We start from the raw sequence: 14,203 nt of genomic DNA on the forward strand, positions 1-14,203 counted from the left end.
GAAGGACATCCAGACTGGCGAGTACGCGAAGAGCTTCATCATCGAAAACCGCGCGGGTGCGCCGACGCTGCAGTCGCGCCGTCGCCTGACGGCCGGGCACCAGATCGAACAGGTCGGTGGGAAGCTGCGCGCGATGATGCCGTGGATCGCGAAGAACAAGCTGGTCGACCAGTCGAAGAACTAGCGAATGAACGATCTCCGCGAAAACGGATGAGAAGAAAACTTGAGGGCAGTGACGTAAAGCGCGAGGACGTAAAGCGGATCAGACGAGCCGGCGACGGATGGCCGCCTAAGGGATAAGCAGATTCGGGATGGTAAAACGATGACGAGATCGCGAGTACTGACGATCGATGACGACCCGAAAGCAGGCGTTGAAATCGTCGCGGAGCTGAAAAATTACGGATTCTCTGTCGACTGGGTCGGCGATGGACGTGAAGCGTTAGCGCGCGCAATCGGCGGCGGTTACGACGCCATCACGCTCGAACGCATGTTGCCCGGCATCGACGGGATGAGCATCCTGGCCGCGATGCGCACTGTCGGGGTGCAAACGCCGGTTCTGATGCTCAACGTTCCCGGTGACGTCGACGAACGAATGCGCGGCCTGCGGGCGCTAGGCGACGACTATCTGACGCGGCCGTACAACCCGGAAGAGTTGATGGCACGTCTCAAGGAGTTGATTCGTCGCAGCCAGGAGCCCGGCATCGGTGCTACCGCGCGCGCGAAATCGCTGCTACGAGCCGGGCCGCTTGCGCTTGATCTCGCGGCGCGCAGGGTAACGCGCAATGGCGCTGAGATCCCACTACTGCCGACCGAATGCCGCGTACTCGAATTCATGATGCGTCACGTCGGACAGACGGTGACCCGCATGATGCTGTTCGAAGCGGTCTGGAGCTATCACTTTGATCCGGGTACGAACCTGATTGAGGTGCATATGAGCAAACTGCGCAGGAAGATCGATGTGCCGGGTGAAGAGTCGGTGTTGAAGACGGTGCGCGGTGCCGGATATGTGCTGGCGTTATGAATGAGTCTTGCAGTCGTGATTGATCGGCCGATGCAATAAAGGCTGGTAATTCAGATTGCCCGGCTTTAAAGGGCGTGACAGGTATTTCAGGCGGATTTTCGCTTTATGATTTTTTCCGGACTTAAGTGAAGCAACGCATGAATGTTGCGCATGAATTGAAAGTGATTGAAAGCGAGTTGCTTTGCGCGACCCTGCGGATGTCGGACTTTTCGTATCAATTTGTAATGCATTTCGTTAGGCGATGAAGTTGCTTCTCCTTAAACGAATGATGTTCGGTTGCCGTAAACATGCGCTTTGGTTAAGGTCACGTCTGAATGGGAAGACCGGCATGCTGCAAGGTTTTTCCGCAGATGCGTCGACGCAAGGCGGGTACTGGGCTGACAAACTGCAGGCCGGGTGCAATGTGCAAAAACATGTGTCGCAAGGATATCGAAACGATGTAGGGGTGGGCGCGTGGATACGGTTCGTTGACGGCACAAATACGAATGGTGTTAGGCAAACCGGACACATTTCGCGACACCCTGGAGACGCTGCTGGCGGTGCTTCGGCGGGTTTATTTACCGCACGATCATGCAAGCGGCTTGTGCTCCGTGCGTCCAATAGGGAACCAGCGTTTTCTGTCACGACAACCCGGTAATTGGCTTGCAATCGGACTGGTGATCAACAATGACTGCCTTCGTTTCTTTTTCTAATTGCGTTAGTCAGGATCGGAAAGGATGCAACAGCAAACGTTTGCGATCGACGCTAAACTTCGTTTGCCGCCGACTGCTGCAAAGCTGCGCAGAGTCGACAGAACAGAAACGTCACGCGAGGAATTACGCCGATGAGCGTCGCAGATTTTCCCAGCATCCTTCCAGAATTGCTGCCGAGGTTGTGGGCGTTCGCGCTACGCATCTCTCGAGATCAGCACGATGCGGAAGATCTGGTGCAACGCGCGTGCTTGCGCGCACTCGAGCGGGCACATCAGTTGAAGCCGGATACATCGCCGTTGAGCTGGATGTATTCGATCGTTCACACGACATGGATCAACGAATTGCGCGCGCGCAGCGTGCGCAGCAGGACAAGTGCGGAGTGGGACGACAGCTACCTGGAGACTGTCGCGGATCCTTCCGCGCCGGATCCCGAGGCGGATGCGCTTAACCGGCAGATCGTCCGCGCAGTCGAGCGATTGCCCGATGCGCAACGCACCGTTATGCTGTTGGTAGTCGTCGAAGGGCTGAGTTATCAGGAGGCGGCCCAGGTTCTCGGTGTTCCGGTAGGCACCATCATGAGCCGTCTGTCGCGCGCGCGGCAGGCCGTTGGGAGTCAGTTCGGCACGCGACAAGATCAAAAAGTGAAAGACAGCATCAAAGGGTAAGGAGACGGGGAATGAAGATTGACGACGTCCTGTTGTTGTCGTACGTCGACGGTATGCTGCCGTCCGACCAGAAGCAACAGGTTGAAGAGGGGATCGGGTCGTCGGCTGAACTCGCGGAACGTGTCGCACTGCTTCGGGCGTCTCGGCTGCCTTATCAGAACGCGTTCGCGCATCAGAAGCTGCCGGAGGTGCCCGAACGCCTGGTGGCGCTCGTCGGTCGTATCGCGCGCGGTGAAGTGCACGCGCAGTTCGACGATGACACCGACGCACCGGCCGGCGAGATACACCTTGGCGCGAATTCCGCGGGTCCGCCTCCGGTTACCGCTGGCGTGCCGCCTGCGTGGCAGTTGCCGCGTGGGGGAGCGTTCCGCATTGCACCCGCGTGGCTTGCGGTCGCGTTCGTCGCCGGCGCGTTCTGCTGGGGCGCCGTGTTCAGACTAGCCGCGGATGCACGCTCAGGCTCGGGCATGTTCGACAACACGCCGCTTGCATCGCTTGCGGGCGGCGCGTCGCCATGGGTCGTCGCGGCTGCGGGATACCAGCAGCTCTACGCGCACGAAACGCTTGCCGAAGTGCAGCCGGATATGGTGCAGTCCGCGCGTATCGTCGACGAAATCCGGCACGAGGACGGACTCGATGTGCATGTGCCCGACCTGACCTCGTCTGGCCTGACGTTCAAGCGGGTGCAGCGCTTGCGCTTCCATGGCCGGCCGCTCGTGCAGATTGTCTATCTGCCGGCAACGGGATCGGGCGCGCCGGTCGCGCTATGCGTGACGAAAGAAGCGAAGCCGGACCATCCGATCGCCGAGCAAAGCATCGACGACATGAGCGTGATCACGTGGAGACGCGCGCAGCTCGGCTATGCGCTGATCGGCAAACGCGACGGCGTTGCATTGCCCGACCTCGGCAAGATGCTGGCGGAAGATCGCAGCGGCCAGCTATTCGGTAAGGCATTCCTCGATTCCGTGCTTGCGAGCATGACCTGATACTTCGCATCCGTCTATCGAACTGCGTGGCCGACCTTCAGTATGGAGTCGGCCGCTGGCGCGAGCACCGTATGCAGCGGCTCCCGTCCGCTCGCCGCGCGTGCACGATGTCGCGCACGTCGTGCATTTCAGGCTACGACGGCTGCAACTCGAGTAGCGCCAACGCCAATAGAACTTACCCAAAAGTGTAGCGGAACAGAGTTTGAGCGGATTCTCAATTTCCGTAGATACTTTCTCGCCGGAAGAACGGTGTGCGATTTGCCCGCCGAGCGGTGCGGGTGCGTGACGTTCAGCTCATCGATTGCACGGCATGCCGCGCGTGCGCGATCACGCCAGGTTCGCGGCCGCATTGAACGGCAGGCTTCTACCCGGTTTGCGACCGCCCTGCATCCATTCGCGTACAGAAGCGGTCATCGCTTCGACCACACCGAATGTGTCTTCATGGTCGACGCTGAACTCAAGCATCAGGCCGTTCGGATCCTTGATGTACAGCGACGTGCAGAAACCATGCTGCAGCATCAGCGGCTCGAAACCGGCGCGCGTCAGACGCTGCTCGACTTCATCCTGAGTCGCGGCTTCGACGAGCAGCGAGATGTGCACAAAGAGCGACTGCTCTTTTTCTTTCCATGCCGCCTGTTTTTCAGGGTCGTCGAATGTGAAGAACGCGAGTGTGCTGCCATCGCCTAATTCGTAAAACGCATAGCCGAGATCGACGCATGTATCGCCGATGCGCTCGCGTTCGACTTCATAAGCGACGAGCGGCAAACCAAGAACGTGTTCGTAAAAGTGGCGAGTCCGCTGGTGGTTGTCCGTCGTAAAGGCATGGTGATGCAGACGCATCGGAAGCTTCTTCAACGGTCGCACGGGCTTGTCTTTCACCGACTGATTCATCATTGCTTCAACTCCTTTGCTGCTGGATATAAACACAAGGTGGCGCGTCTTGCGCCTCGCAGCCTTGCCGGCACGCAACTGGCCGAACTCCCTGTGACGCTCCGATTCTGCTCGACGTCAAAATGCACGCTGCTCAGCTAAAACAACTGGAGTAGACGATTATTCCTGGGCAAATACGCATGGCGGAGCGCGCCCATCGATGCATAGGAAGCGCACCGTTTGGTACGTGTCAAATCGACGTATACCGCTGGGAAGATCGGTAAGACATCTACGTTTCCGATACGGAATTGCAGGGCTTCATACGCGCGTCATTCATCGCGAGGGGGTGACATACGCATTACATCGAGGAAACAGAATCGTAGCGGACGCAACTATCCTGTTGCATCCGTTGCAGACGCGCGCGTCCGTTGCAGTGCGGCATTGGGCGCGCGGGCGGATCGGCCCGTGACGTTAGGGCCGCGCACGTAGCGCTACATCATCGGCATCGACGACGTCATCACGCTTTGCACATCGATACGTCCGTACACGCCGTTCGTTTCATCGTTCGGTCCCGCGGCAAAGAACAGCGTATTGGTAGGCTGATTGTCGAGGCCATTGCCGAACGCGATTCCCCACAGTCCGCCCTGCACGAACGCGCTACCGTTCGCAGTGTTGAGCGTCCGCATGAACAGACCGCTCGACTGATCGAATGCATTGATCTTGCCATCGCCGAAGTTGCCGATCAGCACCGCGTTGCTGAGCGAGCCGAAATTCGACGGCGCCTGCGTGATGCCCCATGGCGCGTTAAGCGGACCGCCTGATACGAAGCGCTGTTGGAAATTGCCTGCGGTGTCGAAAACATCGACGAAGCCGAGTCCGGCGCCTGCGACGTCGTCGTGCGCAGCGGCATCCTGCTGCGCATAGGTGACGAACAATCTCGAGCCGATTGCCTGAATACCGAACGGTGCAAAGCCGGCGGGTAGCGATGGATCGTGGAAATTGCCAGGCATCGTCACCTTCGTGAAGGTTCTGTCGAACACGTCGATCTTGTTGTTGTGAAAGTCAGTCGCGTACAGAAAGTTGTTGCCGTTATTGGACGCGAGCGCAAGTCCCTTATAGACCGCGCCGCCCGGGCCGTCATCGTGTTCGATCAGCGCGGCGGTGGGCTGGACTGCAGGCGCCCACGCGGTGATGGTGCCGCCCTCGCCAGCAAAGATAAAGGCCGCCACGCCGCTCTTGCCGCCCTGGCTGATCATGAAGTCGGCCGTGCCGTTGAATACGATGCCGGTCGGATTCGTCGGCCCATTCATACCATCCGGAATGCTGACGACAAGCGGCTGCGGCACACCATTGCCGTCATAGAGCGTCGCGACATTGGTCGCGTTGTCGGCGACCCACGCGAACCCTTTTGGATTGAACGCGACGCCCCATGCATTCTTCAGGTTGGGGTCCGTATGTGCGGCGGGGACCGCGCCATCCGAAACCAGCAGGGTTTCGGCGAACGTTTGCATGGTGCTGCTGCCCGACCCGGAACCGCTGCCGCCGCACGCAACGAGCATCGACAAAGACGCACCGCCGACGACGGTGCCCAACACCTTAAGCACAGACTTCATGGCCGCACTCCTCGGATAACCGGGTGGTCGTTACGGAACACTGAACGAAGTTCAGACGCGCTTTATTCCTGCTACGACGAGACTATTTGCAATGCATGGCCGGGTGAGGCCCATGCTCCGATCGCCGCGGCATGGCACCGTCGCATCGCGAGCGATATGACCGGCGCTCGAACAGGAGCGGCTGGTGGATCGTTTGACGGCGATGGAAACCTTGGTCAGCGTGATAGAGGCCGACTCATTGTCCGACGGTGTGCATCTGCTGGATGTCGGGCAGCCAGCCGCGTCGAGGTCGATTGTGCAACTGGAGGAGCGTCTCGGCGAAACGCCCGGACGCTTTGCGCCGATCGTACGATGGCATCCGCGTAGGCCTTGCACCTGCGTGACGATGGCGCTCGCCGAATGCTGCTCCCACGCATCAGTACGCCCGCGACCTGCGCGGTGAAAGCATCTTGCAAGATAGAGCGCTTACGCGCTGTATCGCCATGCGAACGCGTCCCCGTTGCGCGTCACCCGTCCAACAGACGACTCCGGGAAGTGCGCGGTAAACAGCTGTGCGCCTCGCTCGGCCGCGTAATCGAGAAGCCAGCGTCGTGAACTGCGTGCGCGTGCTTTGTCGAGCGCGAAGTTCGAGCACCAGTCGGGCCGGTACACCTGCAGCGGGTTGTGCATCACGTCGCCGCAAAAGAGCGCTTCGTCGCCGTTCGAGCGCACGGAGATGGCCATATGCGCGATGCTGTGTCCGGGCGTCGGGTGGAATTCAATGCCGTCGAGAAATTCTCCGCCCGTTTCGGGAATCAGCGTGGCCTGATTCGCTTCGACGACCGGCAACACGCTGTCTTCGAACACCATCCTGCGGCTCTCCCCCGCGCGTGTCGCGAAGAACTCCATTTCAGCGCGCGGAAACACATACTTTGCGCGCGGGAACGTCGGCATCCACCGGCCGTCGGAGAACTGCGTGTTCCAGCCGACGTGGTCCGCATGCAGATGCGTGAGCAGCACATAGTCGACATCGGCAGGCTGCACGCCTGCGAGCGCGAGTCGGTCGATAAACGACGTTTGCAACTGGTCGAAGCGCGCATTGAACGGGCGATACTTGCCGTTGCCGATGCCGGTGTCGATCAGCAGCGTGTGTCCACCGGTACGGACCACCCATGTATGCACGCTCAGTATCACTTCCTCCTGCCGCACGTCGAGCGTGGCCGGCGACAGCAGACGGCCCAGTTCCGGGCAGCAGATCGTGCGCCAGTTCGGATACAGGAACGACAGCGGCAACGTATACGCGGTTTCAGTGACACGCGTAATGGATACGCGGCCAATCTGATGATTCACAGTTCTCAATGCCAATTTTTTGCCTCGACACGACAGGCCTCGACGTGCGGCGATTCCGCGCGGGATCTCGATCAGCGGCGCGGCGCCGGCGTGTGCCGTGGCCGTGGAAAAAGCACAATTGTTGGCGTTTGGCTTGTGTATGTCTTGCGGATTCGCACAGCGTTTGTTGGATACGCAACGACTCGACGTATCCGCACGGATATAGGGAATGGCCGCGTCCTAAGCGCGGCGGCTACGCCACAGATCGCGCACGTAGCGCATCCCGCGCGACCACGGCGGGTCTGCGAACAATACGAATGCACCGGCCGCGAGGCAGCCGCAAGCGAGAAAAGTGCCGCGATAGCCGATACCGGCGACCAGCAATCCGGACAGCACGCCGGACAGAATCGAGCCGACTCGCGACGCGTTAAAGAACAGTGCAGTCGCGGCACCCGGTTTGGTCGGCATCAGGTCCTGCACATAAGTCATGCCGAGGCACGAGGTGACCGCGACGACAAACGCGCTGAGGCTCTGCATCGGAATGAGCACGTTGACCGAACCGGCGGCCGCCATCGCGATGAAGTAGATCACGTGCACGACGCTACAGGCCGCCAGCCAGCGCAGCTTGTTGAGCCTCCCGCCGCGCGCGCCGAGCGCGAGCATCATCGGGATTTCGAGGAAGGCGCCAAGGCCGAGCATGATCGATACGTCGATGCGGGTGCCATGTAGTCCACGCACGATGTAAAGCGGCAGCACGATCATCGTCGCGTTCGCGGCGAGGCCGATTAGCGTCAACGCAAGCACCGAGCGCCAGATCTGCCGCATCGGCGCGGTTGCGTGCGTGTAGTCCGGCTGCAGCGGGACTTCCGGCTCAGGCGTCGTGACTTCGAGCGACGAGGCCGGATCGCCGGCCACATGATTGGGCGCGCTATGCAGGTCGCCGCCGGGCACTTCGTGCATGCGCCAGATGATCGCTGCACAGCCGGCAAAGCTTGCTGCCGCGAACAGGAAGAGCCCATGAAAGCCCGCCGCCGCGAGCACCAGCGCACCCAGCGACGGCCCGAAAACCCATGCGACCGATAGCAGCGTACGCAGCGTCGCCGCGGCGAACGCGCGCTCGCCTTCGTCGCGCACCGGCAAAGCGGCGCGGCCGAATGCGAACACGAGAGACAGCGCCGACCCGCTCGAGCCAAGAAACACCACGCCGATCACGAGCAGCGCCCGGTAATCGCGCACGAAGCAGATCAGCAGATAGCCGAGCGCGGCGAGCACCAATGCGCCAAGCAGCAGCGACCGATGATGACCGTGCCGGTCGGTCCACTTGCCCGCCCATGCGCTGGTCACCACGCCGCTTGCCGCGATTAGTGTCATGAAGATGCCGAGCATCAGCGGCGTCATGCCGGCCTGCTCGACTCCGAACAGCGATAGATACGGCGCCGTGAACGACATCGCGACGCCAAGCATCAGCGTCGCGGCCGCGAGCGGCATAAAGAACGGAATGCGGGCGAGTTCGGCGAGTCGGGCGTTCATTGATTGAAGGGGCAGGGCGCTACGCGGAACGTGCGCCGAGCGAGATGGTAACGCGCAATGTGACGGGCGGTGGGCGCGGCGTCTGTTGCTCGATGCATGCCGCATCGCGCGCGAGTCCGCATACGGCGGAACGACGCGCCGCACGCGTAAAAAAGCGCTCGCCCTCGGGTGGTTGCGGTGGGGTCTTTCCTTTTTTATCCCTTCGTCGCGCCGAACGTCAGGCCCGTGACGAAGTGTTTCTGCATCGCGAAGAACATCAGCACCGACGGCAGCGCCGCGAGCACCGACCCGGCCGACACAAGGTTCCACGCAGTCGTCCACTGGCCGCGCAACGCGGCGACGCCGACCGTGATCGGCGCGGCGTCGTCGCCTTGCGTGAGGCACAACGCCCAGAAGTAGTCGTTCCACACGAAGGTGAACACGAGAATGCCGAGCGCGGCGAGCGCCGGACGCACGAGCGGCAACACGATGCGCGCGTAGACGGCCCATTCGCTCGCGCCTTCGACGCGTGCGGCTTCGATCAGTTCGTACGGCAACTGGCGGATGAAATTGCGCAGGAACAGCGTGCAAAAACCGGTCTGGAATGCGATGTGAAAGAGGACCAGCCCCCAGACCGTGTTATAGAGGCCAAAGTCGAGCGTCAGCTGCCGGACCGGAATCATCAGGATCTGCACCGGCACGAAGTTACCGGCGACGAATATCGCGAGCAGCACCATATTGCCGCGAAACCGGTAATTCGCTAGCGCATGGCCAGCCATCGACGCGAGAAAGATCGCCACCGCAACCGACGGCAGCGTGATCAGCACGCTGTTCAGGAAGTAATGCAGCATCGGCGTCTCGGTGAGCGCGACGCGGTAGTTCTCGACCAGCGCGAACTGCTTCGGCCAGCCCCAGTAATTGCCGGCGGAGAGCTCATCGCTTGAGCGGATCGAGGTGGTCAACACCGCCAGCAACGGCAGCAGCCATAGCAGCAGCGCGCAGGGCAGCGATATCTTGTACAGCAGGCGGCTGCCGGGGCGCCAACGCGAAACGGGCATCGGATACATCGTGGTTCCTCAGGATTCGCTGCGCACAAGCCGGCGCAGCTGCCAGACGATAAAGGCGAGCATGATCAGAAACAGGACCACCGCGATCGATGCCGAATAGCCTTCGCGGTAGTACTTGATCGCCTGGTCGTACATGTAATAGGCGAGCACGGTGGAGCTATCGAATGGCCCGCCGCCGCTCATCACCGAAATCAGATCGAAGCTGCGCAGCGCGCCGATCACGGTCAGCACGAACGCCATGAACGTGGCGGGTCGCAGTTGCGGCAGGATCACATGCCACAGCAGCCGGAAGCCTTTCGCGCCTTCCATGCGCGCGGCCTCGATCACCTCGCTATTGATGCCGGTGAGGCCGGTCAGATACAGAATCATGCAGAACGGAATTTGCGGCCATAGCGCCGCGAAGATGATGCCGTAGGTCACGTAGCGAGGGTCGCCGAGCACCGGAATGCCGTACCCGATAATGAGCTTGAGCAGACCGAAGGTCGGATCGTAGAACCAGCTGAACACGAGCCCGACAACGACACCCGGCAGCACGAACGGCGCGAAGAAAAGCGACTTCACGAGCCGGATACCACGCACGCTCTGATTCAGATAGAGCGCGAACGCGAGGCCGATGGGCGGCGCGAGCAGAAAGAGCACGAGCCACAGCACGTTGTTTCTCAACGCGACGTAGAACGTGTCGGAGCGCAGCAGCTCCGCGTAGTTCGCGAGGCCGATGAAGGTGCGCGGTGTCATGCCGTCCCAGTTGTAGAAGCTGAGCACGATGCTGCTCAGCACCGGGTAGACCACATAGAGCGCGAAGATCAGCGCGCCGGGCAGCAGAAACAGCAGCGCCGCGCGATTGCGCCGCCGGCTCAGCGGCGCACGGCGCTTGCGCGGCGGGCGGCTCGCGCCGGCGGCAGGTTCGGACAGGGTCGTGGACATTCGGTTTCCTCGCGCGAGACAACTGCGCAGGGCACAACTGGACGTGGCGCGTGTTCGGGCGTTCCGGCCAGCTCTGGCCCGAGTTCAAGCGGGTTGGGACATAGACGAAAAAAGTAGCTGAGCCGTTCGGCTCACGCAACCTTTGAACGGTCGTCTTAATATGTGGGTAGCGTGCTCGATGTACTCGATGCATTGGGTGCCGTTGTGACGGCGCGCTGGCGGCGATCAGCGTGCACGTATTGTTCAGGTTGTTTGGCAATGCTGACGATAATGAATCGGCTTTGCTGACAAGCTTCTCAGGTTCGCGGCCACGGGCATGCGATACCTTCATTCACGTTGAGATTTTTTAATGGAAGAACGGGGAAAACTGAGGCGTTATTGAAGTGTCGATGCCCGCGCGATGTACGGTGCCGCGGACGCGGATGAAGAAAATTGCGTGCCCGGCTATCGACAGGACAGTGTTTCACTTAACGCACGGAATTTCTCATGAAGGCTAGCATTACGACGTTGACCGCAATCATCACCCTCGCTTCGAGCATGGCCGTTCGCGCGCAAACGAACGTCGAAGCGCCATCGCAACCGCAGAACATCACACCGGCGCAAGCGTCGCAAATGTCGCAGTCGCCCGCGCCGACCACCACGAACCTCACGAGCATGGAAAAGACCCGCGCGCAGGTCTATCGGGAACTGGTACAGGCGCAGCGTGACGGACAGATCGCGAGGTTGAACCGTACCGTGTACGCCCACCATTGAACCTGGTGAACAGATAGGACCTCCAGCCGCATCGTCTGAATAGAATCGGGCTATCCGTTCATTCAAGTCAAAGGTGGCCGTGTGGGAGTTTCGTCTATTGGCGCTGGGGGCGCGGCGTCGTCCGGAGCTGTCAATGAGAGTCCGGAAGTGACCCGGGCGAGGCAGGAAGTGGCGGCGAACAACGCAAAAAACAGGGCACCGGGAGGGCCGGTGCAAAAGCAAGCGGCTAGCGCGGTGACCAGCGGACCGGCCCAGCGCAATGGGTCGCCGCACGCCGAAGATCCCGGCGACACGCGTGCACGTGCACCGGGGGGGTACCACGGTACGTGGTTGACCGTGGGCGGGTTGGCGCTGCCTGGTGTGTACGAGCGTACGGCGCAAAGCCCGGTGCCCGAAAATTACGCTAACCTGGCCAACCAATCGACGATGACAGGTCTTGAGTACGCGATGTGGGCTAGTCGCGACGCCTTCAGCTGGCCCGCCTACGCCGCGGGGATGACGCTTGGAGCCGGTGTCGGGATGGGCCTTGGGGTAGACGACATGGTCAAGACGGGCCAGAAGATGGGCGCGAATCCGGATTCTGAACAGGCTAAATGGGATTTCGCAAACGCGTCTGTCCATACGCTCGCGAACGGAGTCGCGATGGCATTGGCGCCGCTTTCGCCCGCCGTCGCATTTGTGCCGCTCATGCTACCCGAAGTCGGCGACGCATATCGGGCCTGGGGACTAGCGAATCAGCAAAACGCCCTACAGCAAGAAGGTAAGGATACTGAAGCGGCAGCAGTGCAACAGAGCCATACGCTTGCATCGCTCAATGCAACGCCCGTCATTAACTGGTTCGCGCCGTTTTACGAAAAAGCACTGACTCCCGCGATCGAAAAATTCGAAATCGCGCATGGAAACTGCGGAGGTCAACCTGCGCCATCGGAATTGCCGCCCGGAACAGCAACCAATCCCGTTGTCGTCGACTACTACGGAAATGCGATGAACGAGCGCGCGCAGTGGCTTGCGGGAAACATGCTGCCGTTCATGCAGCAGAGGTTTAACGAAGAAAAGGCCCGATCTCCGGACACGGACACGGTCACGATTGTCGCGCGTTGGCCGCAGACCTTTAACTGGCCTTCGAGCGTACCGGCTCAGCCAATGCGTAAATTCGACCGCGCGATCGCGCTGACCTATTCGGAGAAAGCGGGCAACGTCGTGGCGACTTACTTTGGCCGGGACGTCGATGGGACATATCGCTTGCCGCCTTCCAACCACGACATTGCGCTACGTCCCGATGCCCGGCATCGGATCTTCTACTCGCAGATGTTCACGCCCGGCCAGTCGACACCTGTGTTCCCGGATCACGACTCGCCAATGGTCAGACAGTCGTGATCGATCGGGGCCTCAGAATATCGTGCGCAAGCCTGTCGCAAGAATATAGTTCGTCGACTGAAAGCCATTGAATGCCGCGCCGTTGAACTTCGAGAACATGTAGCCGGCGTACACATCGGTGCGTCGCGTGAAGTGATAGTCGGCGAGCACCGAGTATTGCCACTGGTTGCCGCCCGCCACGCCTTGCGACTGTTCGGTCTGCGTGTCGTAGATACCCGCGGCGACGTCAAAGCTCGGCGTGAACTGATAGTCGCCGCCGAAGAAGTAGACGTTAGTCGAGGTGGTCGTCGTCGTGTTGACTAGCGTACCCGAGAAGCCGAAATAATCGGCGATCGTACCGGCCGGCGCCGGATCTGACGGCGGCTTGATCACGAAGCGCTCATAGCCGCCCTTGATCGTCGCGTTGGCGAATTTGTACTTCGCCGCGATCATATAGTCGTAGTCGTTGTCCAGCGATAGCGTACCGACGTTCTGGCCGATCAGCGGGCTGTCGATCGCATTGGCGCCGACTAGCAAGCCCGAATGGACGATATCGCGCGCCTGGTAGTAAGTTGCCTGAATACCGAACGAGTTGTTCTGATAACCGGCTACCGCACCGAACGTCGAGCCGTCGCCGAAGTGTCCCGCGACGCCGCCCAAACTATAGGAAACACCGAAGTTGAAGTCGCCGATCTGATTCGTGTACTTGATGTTGTTATCGGTTCGTGATCCTTCCGTAATGCCGCCGGCCGAATACGATCCCGAGAAACCGAGCGGTGAGAACAACTGCGACTGGAACAACGGGTCGTACGACGTAATCACGTCATAGCCGAATGTGGTCGAGCGGCCGAATGCGATGGAACCAAACTTATCGTCTCGCAGTCCGACGTAAGCGGCGCGATTGAAGAACTGACCGTTCAGAGCGGATGCGGCCCCAACCGTGTTTTTCGGACCCGCAAGCGAAGCGGCGGCGTTATTCAACTGTCCACTAGGCAAATTGAAGCCCGATTCGAGGTCGAAGAACGCATGCAATCCGCCGCCGAGATTCTCGTTACCGCGTATCCCCCAGCGCGGATCCGAAATACCGCCGTTGAAGAGCCCAAAGACAGGCTTCTGAAATTGTGTGCTGACCTTACTGACAGGATTGACCGTGGTCGGAAACGCAGCACTCGCATTCGGGTTATGTTCGACCACCCCCACCGCGACGTCCAATACCCCATAAAGCGTCACACTATTGCCGTCGTCCGCATGCGCGATGTCGAACAGCGAACCCAGCACCAAGGCGGCGACCCAATGCCGTCTTCTCATACGCGTCTCCTCAATGTCACCCGTGAAAAACCAGTTGTCCGCGCCGTTGCGGCGCGTGCGGCGCTATGCCGCCCAAATATTTCCCGGCGAAATATAGCAATGCCACATAGTTGGATGCGCGCAATGCAGTT

The 14,203-nt window shown here is 60.4% G+C and carries 12 protein-coding genes and 1 pseudogene; 6 read left to right on the top strand and 7 right to left on the bottom strand.

The annotated features are described in order from the left end of the window. The 4 genes and pseudogenes from BX592_RS30730 to BX592_RS30745 all read left to right on the top strand — a co-directional run. Nucleotides 1-184: pseudogene (locus BX592_RS30730) on the top strand (ketol-acid reductoisomerase); the annotation flags it as partial. Nucleotides 185-322: 138 nt separating this feature from the next. After that, nucleotides 323-1,021, top strand: coding sequence for a response regulator transcription factor (locus BX592_RS30735; RefSeq protein ID WP_134197063.1), 699 nt, complete (start codon nucleotides 323-325; stop codon nucleotides 1,019-1,021). A gap of 823 nt (nucleotides 1,022-1,844) precedes the next feature. Then, entirely contained in the window at nucleotides 1,845-2,378 is a 534-nt protein-coding gene (locus BX592_RS30740) for an RNA polymerase sigma factor (protein ID WP_075160886.1), read from the top strand. Nucleotides 2,379-2,389: 11 nt separating this feature from the next. Beyond that, nucleotides 2,390-3,364 (top strand): anti-sigma factor family protein, encoded by a 975-nt coding sequence (locus tag BX592_RS30745; protein ID WP_134197064.1) that lies wholly within the window; start codon nucleotides 2,390-2,392, stop codon nucleotides 3,362-3,364. Between the two features lie 327 nt (nucleotides 3,365-3,691). Here BX592_RS30745 and BX592_RS30750 read toward each other — a convergent pair whose 3' ends face one another. The 6 genes from BX592_RS30750 to BX592_RS30775 all read right to left on the bottom strand — a co-directional run bounded on the left by BX592_RS30750 (nucleotide 3,692) and on the right by BX592_RS30775 (nucleotide 10,655). Then, a complete protein-coding gene (locus tag BX592_RS30750) occupies nucleotides 3,692-4,258 on the bottom strand; it encodes a VOC family protein (RefSeq protein WP_134197065.1) in 567 nt (188 codons plus the stop codon). Between the two features lie 467 nt (nucleotides 4,259-4,725). Further along, nucleotides 4,726-5,847 (bottom strand): TIGR03118 family protein, encoded by a 1,122-nt coding sequence (locus tag BX592_RS30755; protein ID WP_134197066.1) that lies wholly within the window; start codon nucleotides 5,845-5,847, stop codon nucleotides 4,726-4,728. A 465-nt stretch (nucleotides 5,848-6,312) separates the two neighbouring features. Next, nucleotides 6,313-7,176 (bottom strand): MBL fold metallo-hydrolase, encoded by an 864-nt coding sequence (locus tag BX592_RS30760; RefSeq protein WP_243849811.1) that lies wholly within the window; start codon nucleotides 7,174-7,176, stop codon nucleotides 6,313-6,315. Between the two features lie 219 nt (nucleotides 7,177-7,395). Continuing rightward, nucleotides 7,396-8,685, bottom strand: a complete 1,290-nt coding sequence (locus BX592_RS30765; protein WP_134197068.1) for a sugar efflux transporter — start codon at nucleotides 8,683-8,685, stop codon at nucleotides 7,396-7,398. Between the two features lie 194 nt (nucleotides 8,686-8,879). Further along, complete coding sequence (locus BX592_RS30770) at nucleotides 8,880-9,731, bottom strand: carbohydrate ABC transporter permease (RefSeq protein WP_134197069.1); 852 nt, start codon at nucleotides 9,729-9,731, stop codon at nucleotides 8,880-8,882. A gap of 9 nt (nucleotides 9,732-9,740) precedes the next feature. After that, nucleotides 9,741-10,655 carry a carbohydrate ABC transporter permease gene (locus BX592_RS30775; RefSeq protein WP_134197070.1) on the bottom strand — a complete coding sequence of 305 codons (915 nt, stop codon included), beginning with the start codon at nucleotides 10,653-10,655 and terminating at the stop codon, nucleotides 9,741-9,743. A 486-nt stretch (nucleotides 10,656-11,141) separates the two neighbouring features. Between BX592_RS30775 and BX592_RS30780 the strand changes: the two genes are divergently transcribed. Together BX592_RS30780 and BX592_RS30785 are read left to right on the top strand one after the other, a co-directional pair. Continuing rightward, nucleotides 11,142-11,408, top strand: coding sequence for a DUF4148 domain-containing protein (locus BX592_RS30780; RefSeq protein WP_134197071.1), 267 nt, complete (start codon nucleotides 11,142-11,144; stop codon nucleotides 11,406-11,408). 168 nt (nucleotides 11,409-11,576) lie between these two features. Continuing rightward, a complete protein-coding gene (locus BX592_RS30785; protein ID WP_166676515.1) occupies nucleotides 11,577-12,785 on the top strand; it encodes a hypothetical protein in 1,209 nt (402 codons plus the stop codon). 12 nt (nucleotides 12,786-12,797) lie between these two features. Here BX592_RS30785 and BX592_RS30790 read toward each other — a convergent pair whose 3' ends face one another. Next, nucleotides 12,798-14,072: a porin gene (locus BX592_RS30790; protein WP_134197073.1), complete on the bottom strand. Its 1,275-nt coding sequence runs from the start codon at nucleotides 14,070-14,072 to the stop codon at nucleotides 12,798-12,800. Between the last annotated feature and the right edge of the window lie 131 nt (nucleotides 14,073-14,203).

Source organism: Paraburkholderia rhizosphaerae (genome assembly GCF_004366595.1).
Lineage (GTDB): Bacteria > Pseudomonadota > Gammaproteobacteria > Burkholderiales > Burkholderiaceae > Paraburkholderia > Paraburkholderia rhizosphaerae.

Coding starts and splice junctions, on each gene's coding strand:
- BX592_RS30735 (WP_134197063.1), top strand. CDS start 323: ATGACGAGATCGCGAGTACTGACGATCGATGACGACCCGAAAGCAGGC.
- BX592_RS30740 (WP_075160886.1), top strand. CDS start 1,845: ATGAGCGTCGCAGATTTTCCCAGCATCCTTCCAGAATTGCTGCCGAGG.
- BX592_RS30745 (WP_134197064.1), top strand. CDS start 2,390: ATGAAGATTGACGACGTCCTGTTGTTGTCGTACGTCGACGGTATGCTG.
- BX592_RS30750 (WP_134197065.1), bottom strand. CDS start 4,258: ATGATGAATCAGTCGGTGAAAGACAAGCCCGTGCGACCGTTGAAGAAG.
- BX592_RS30755 (WP_134197066.1), bottom strand. CDS start 5,847: ATGAAGTCTGTGCTTAAGGTGTTGGGCACCGTCGTCGGCGGTGCGTCT.
- BX592_RS30765 (WP_134197068.1), bottom strand. CDS start 8,685: ATGAACGCCCGACTCGCCGAACTCGCCCGCATTCCGTTCTTTATGCCG.
- BX592_RS30770 (WP_134197069.1), bottom strand. CDS start 9,731: ATGTATCCGATGCCCGTTTCGCGTTGGCGCCCCGGCAGCCGCCTGCTG.
- BX592_RS30775 (WP_134197070.1), bottom strand. CDS start 10,655: ATGTCCACGACCCTGTCCGAACCTGCCGCCGGCGCGAGCCGCCCGCCG.
- BX592_RS30780 (WP_134197071.1), top strand. CDS start 11,142: ATGAAGGCTAGCATTACGACGTTGACCGCAATCATCACCCTCGCTTCG.
- BX592_RS30790 (WP_134197073.1), bottom strand. CDS start 14,072: ATGAGAAGACGGCATTGGGTCGCCGCCTTGGTGCTGGGTTCGCTGTTC.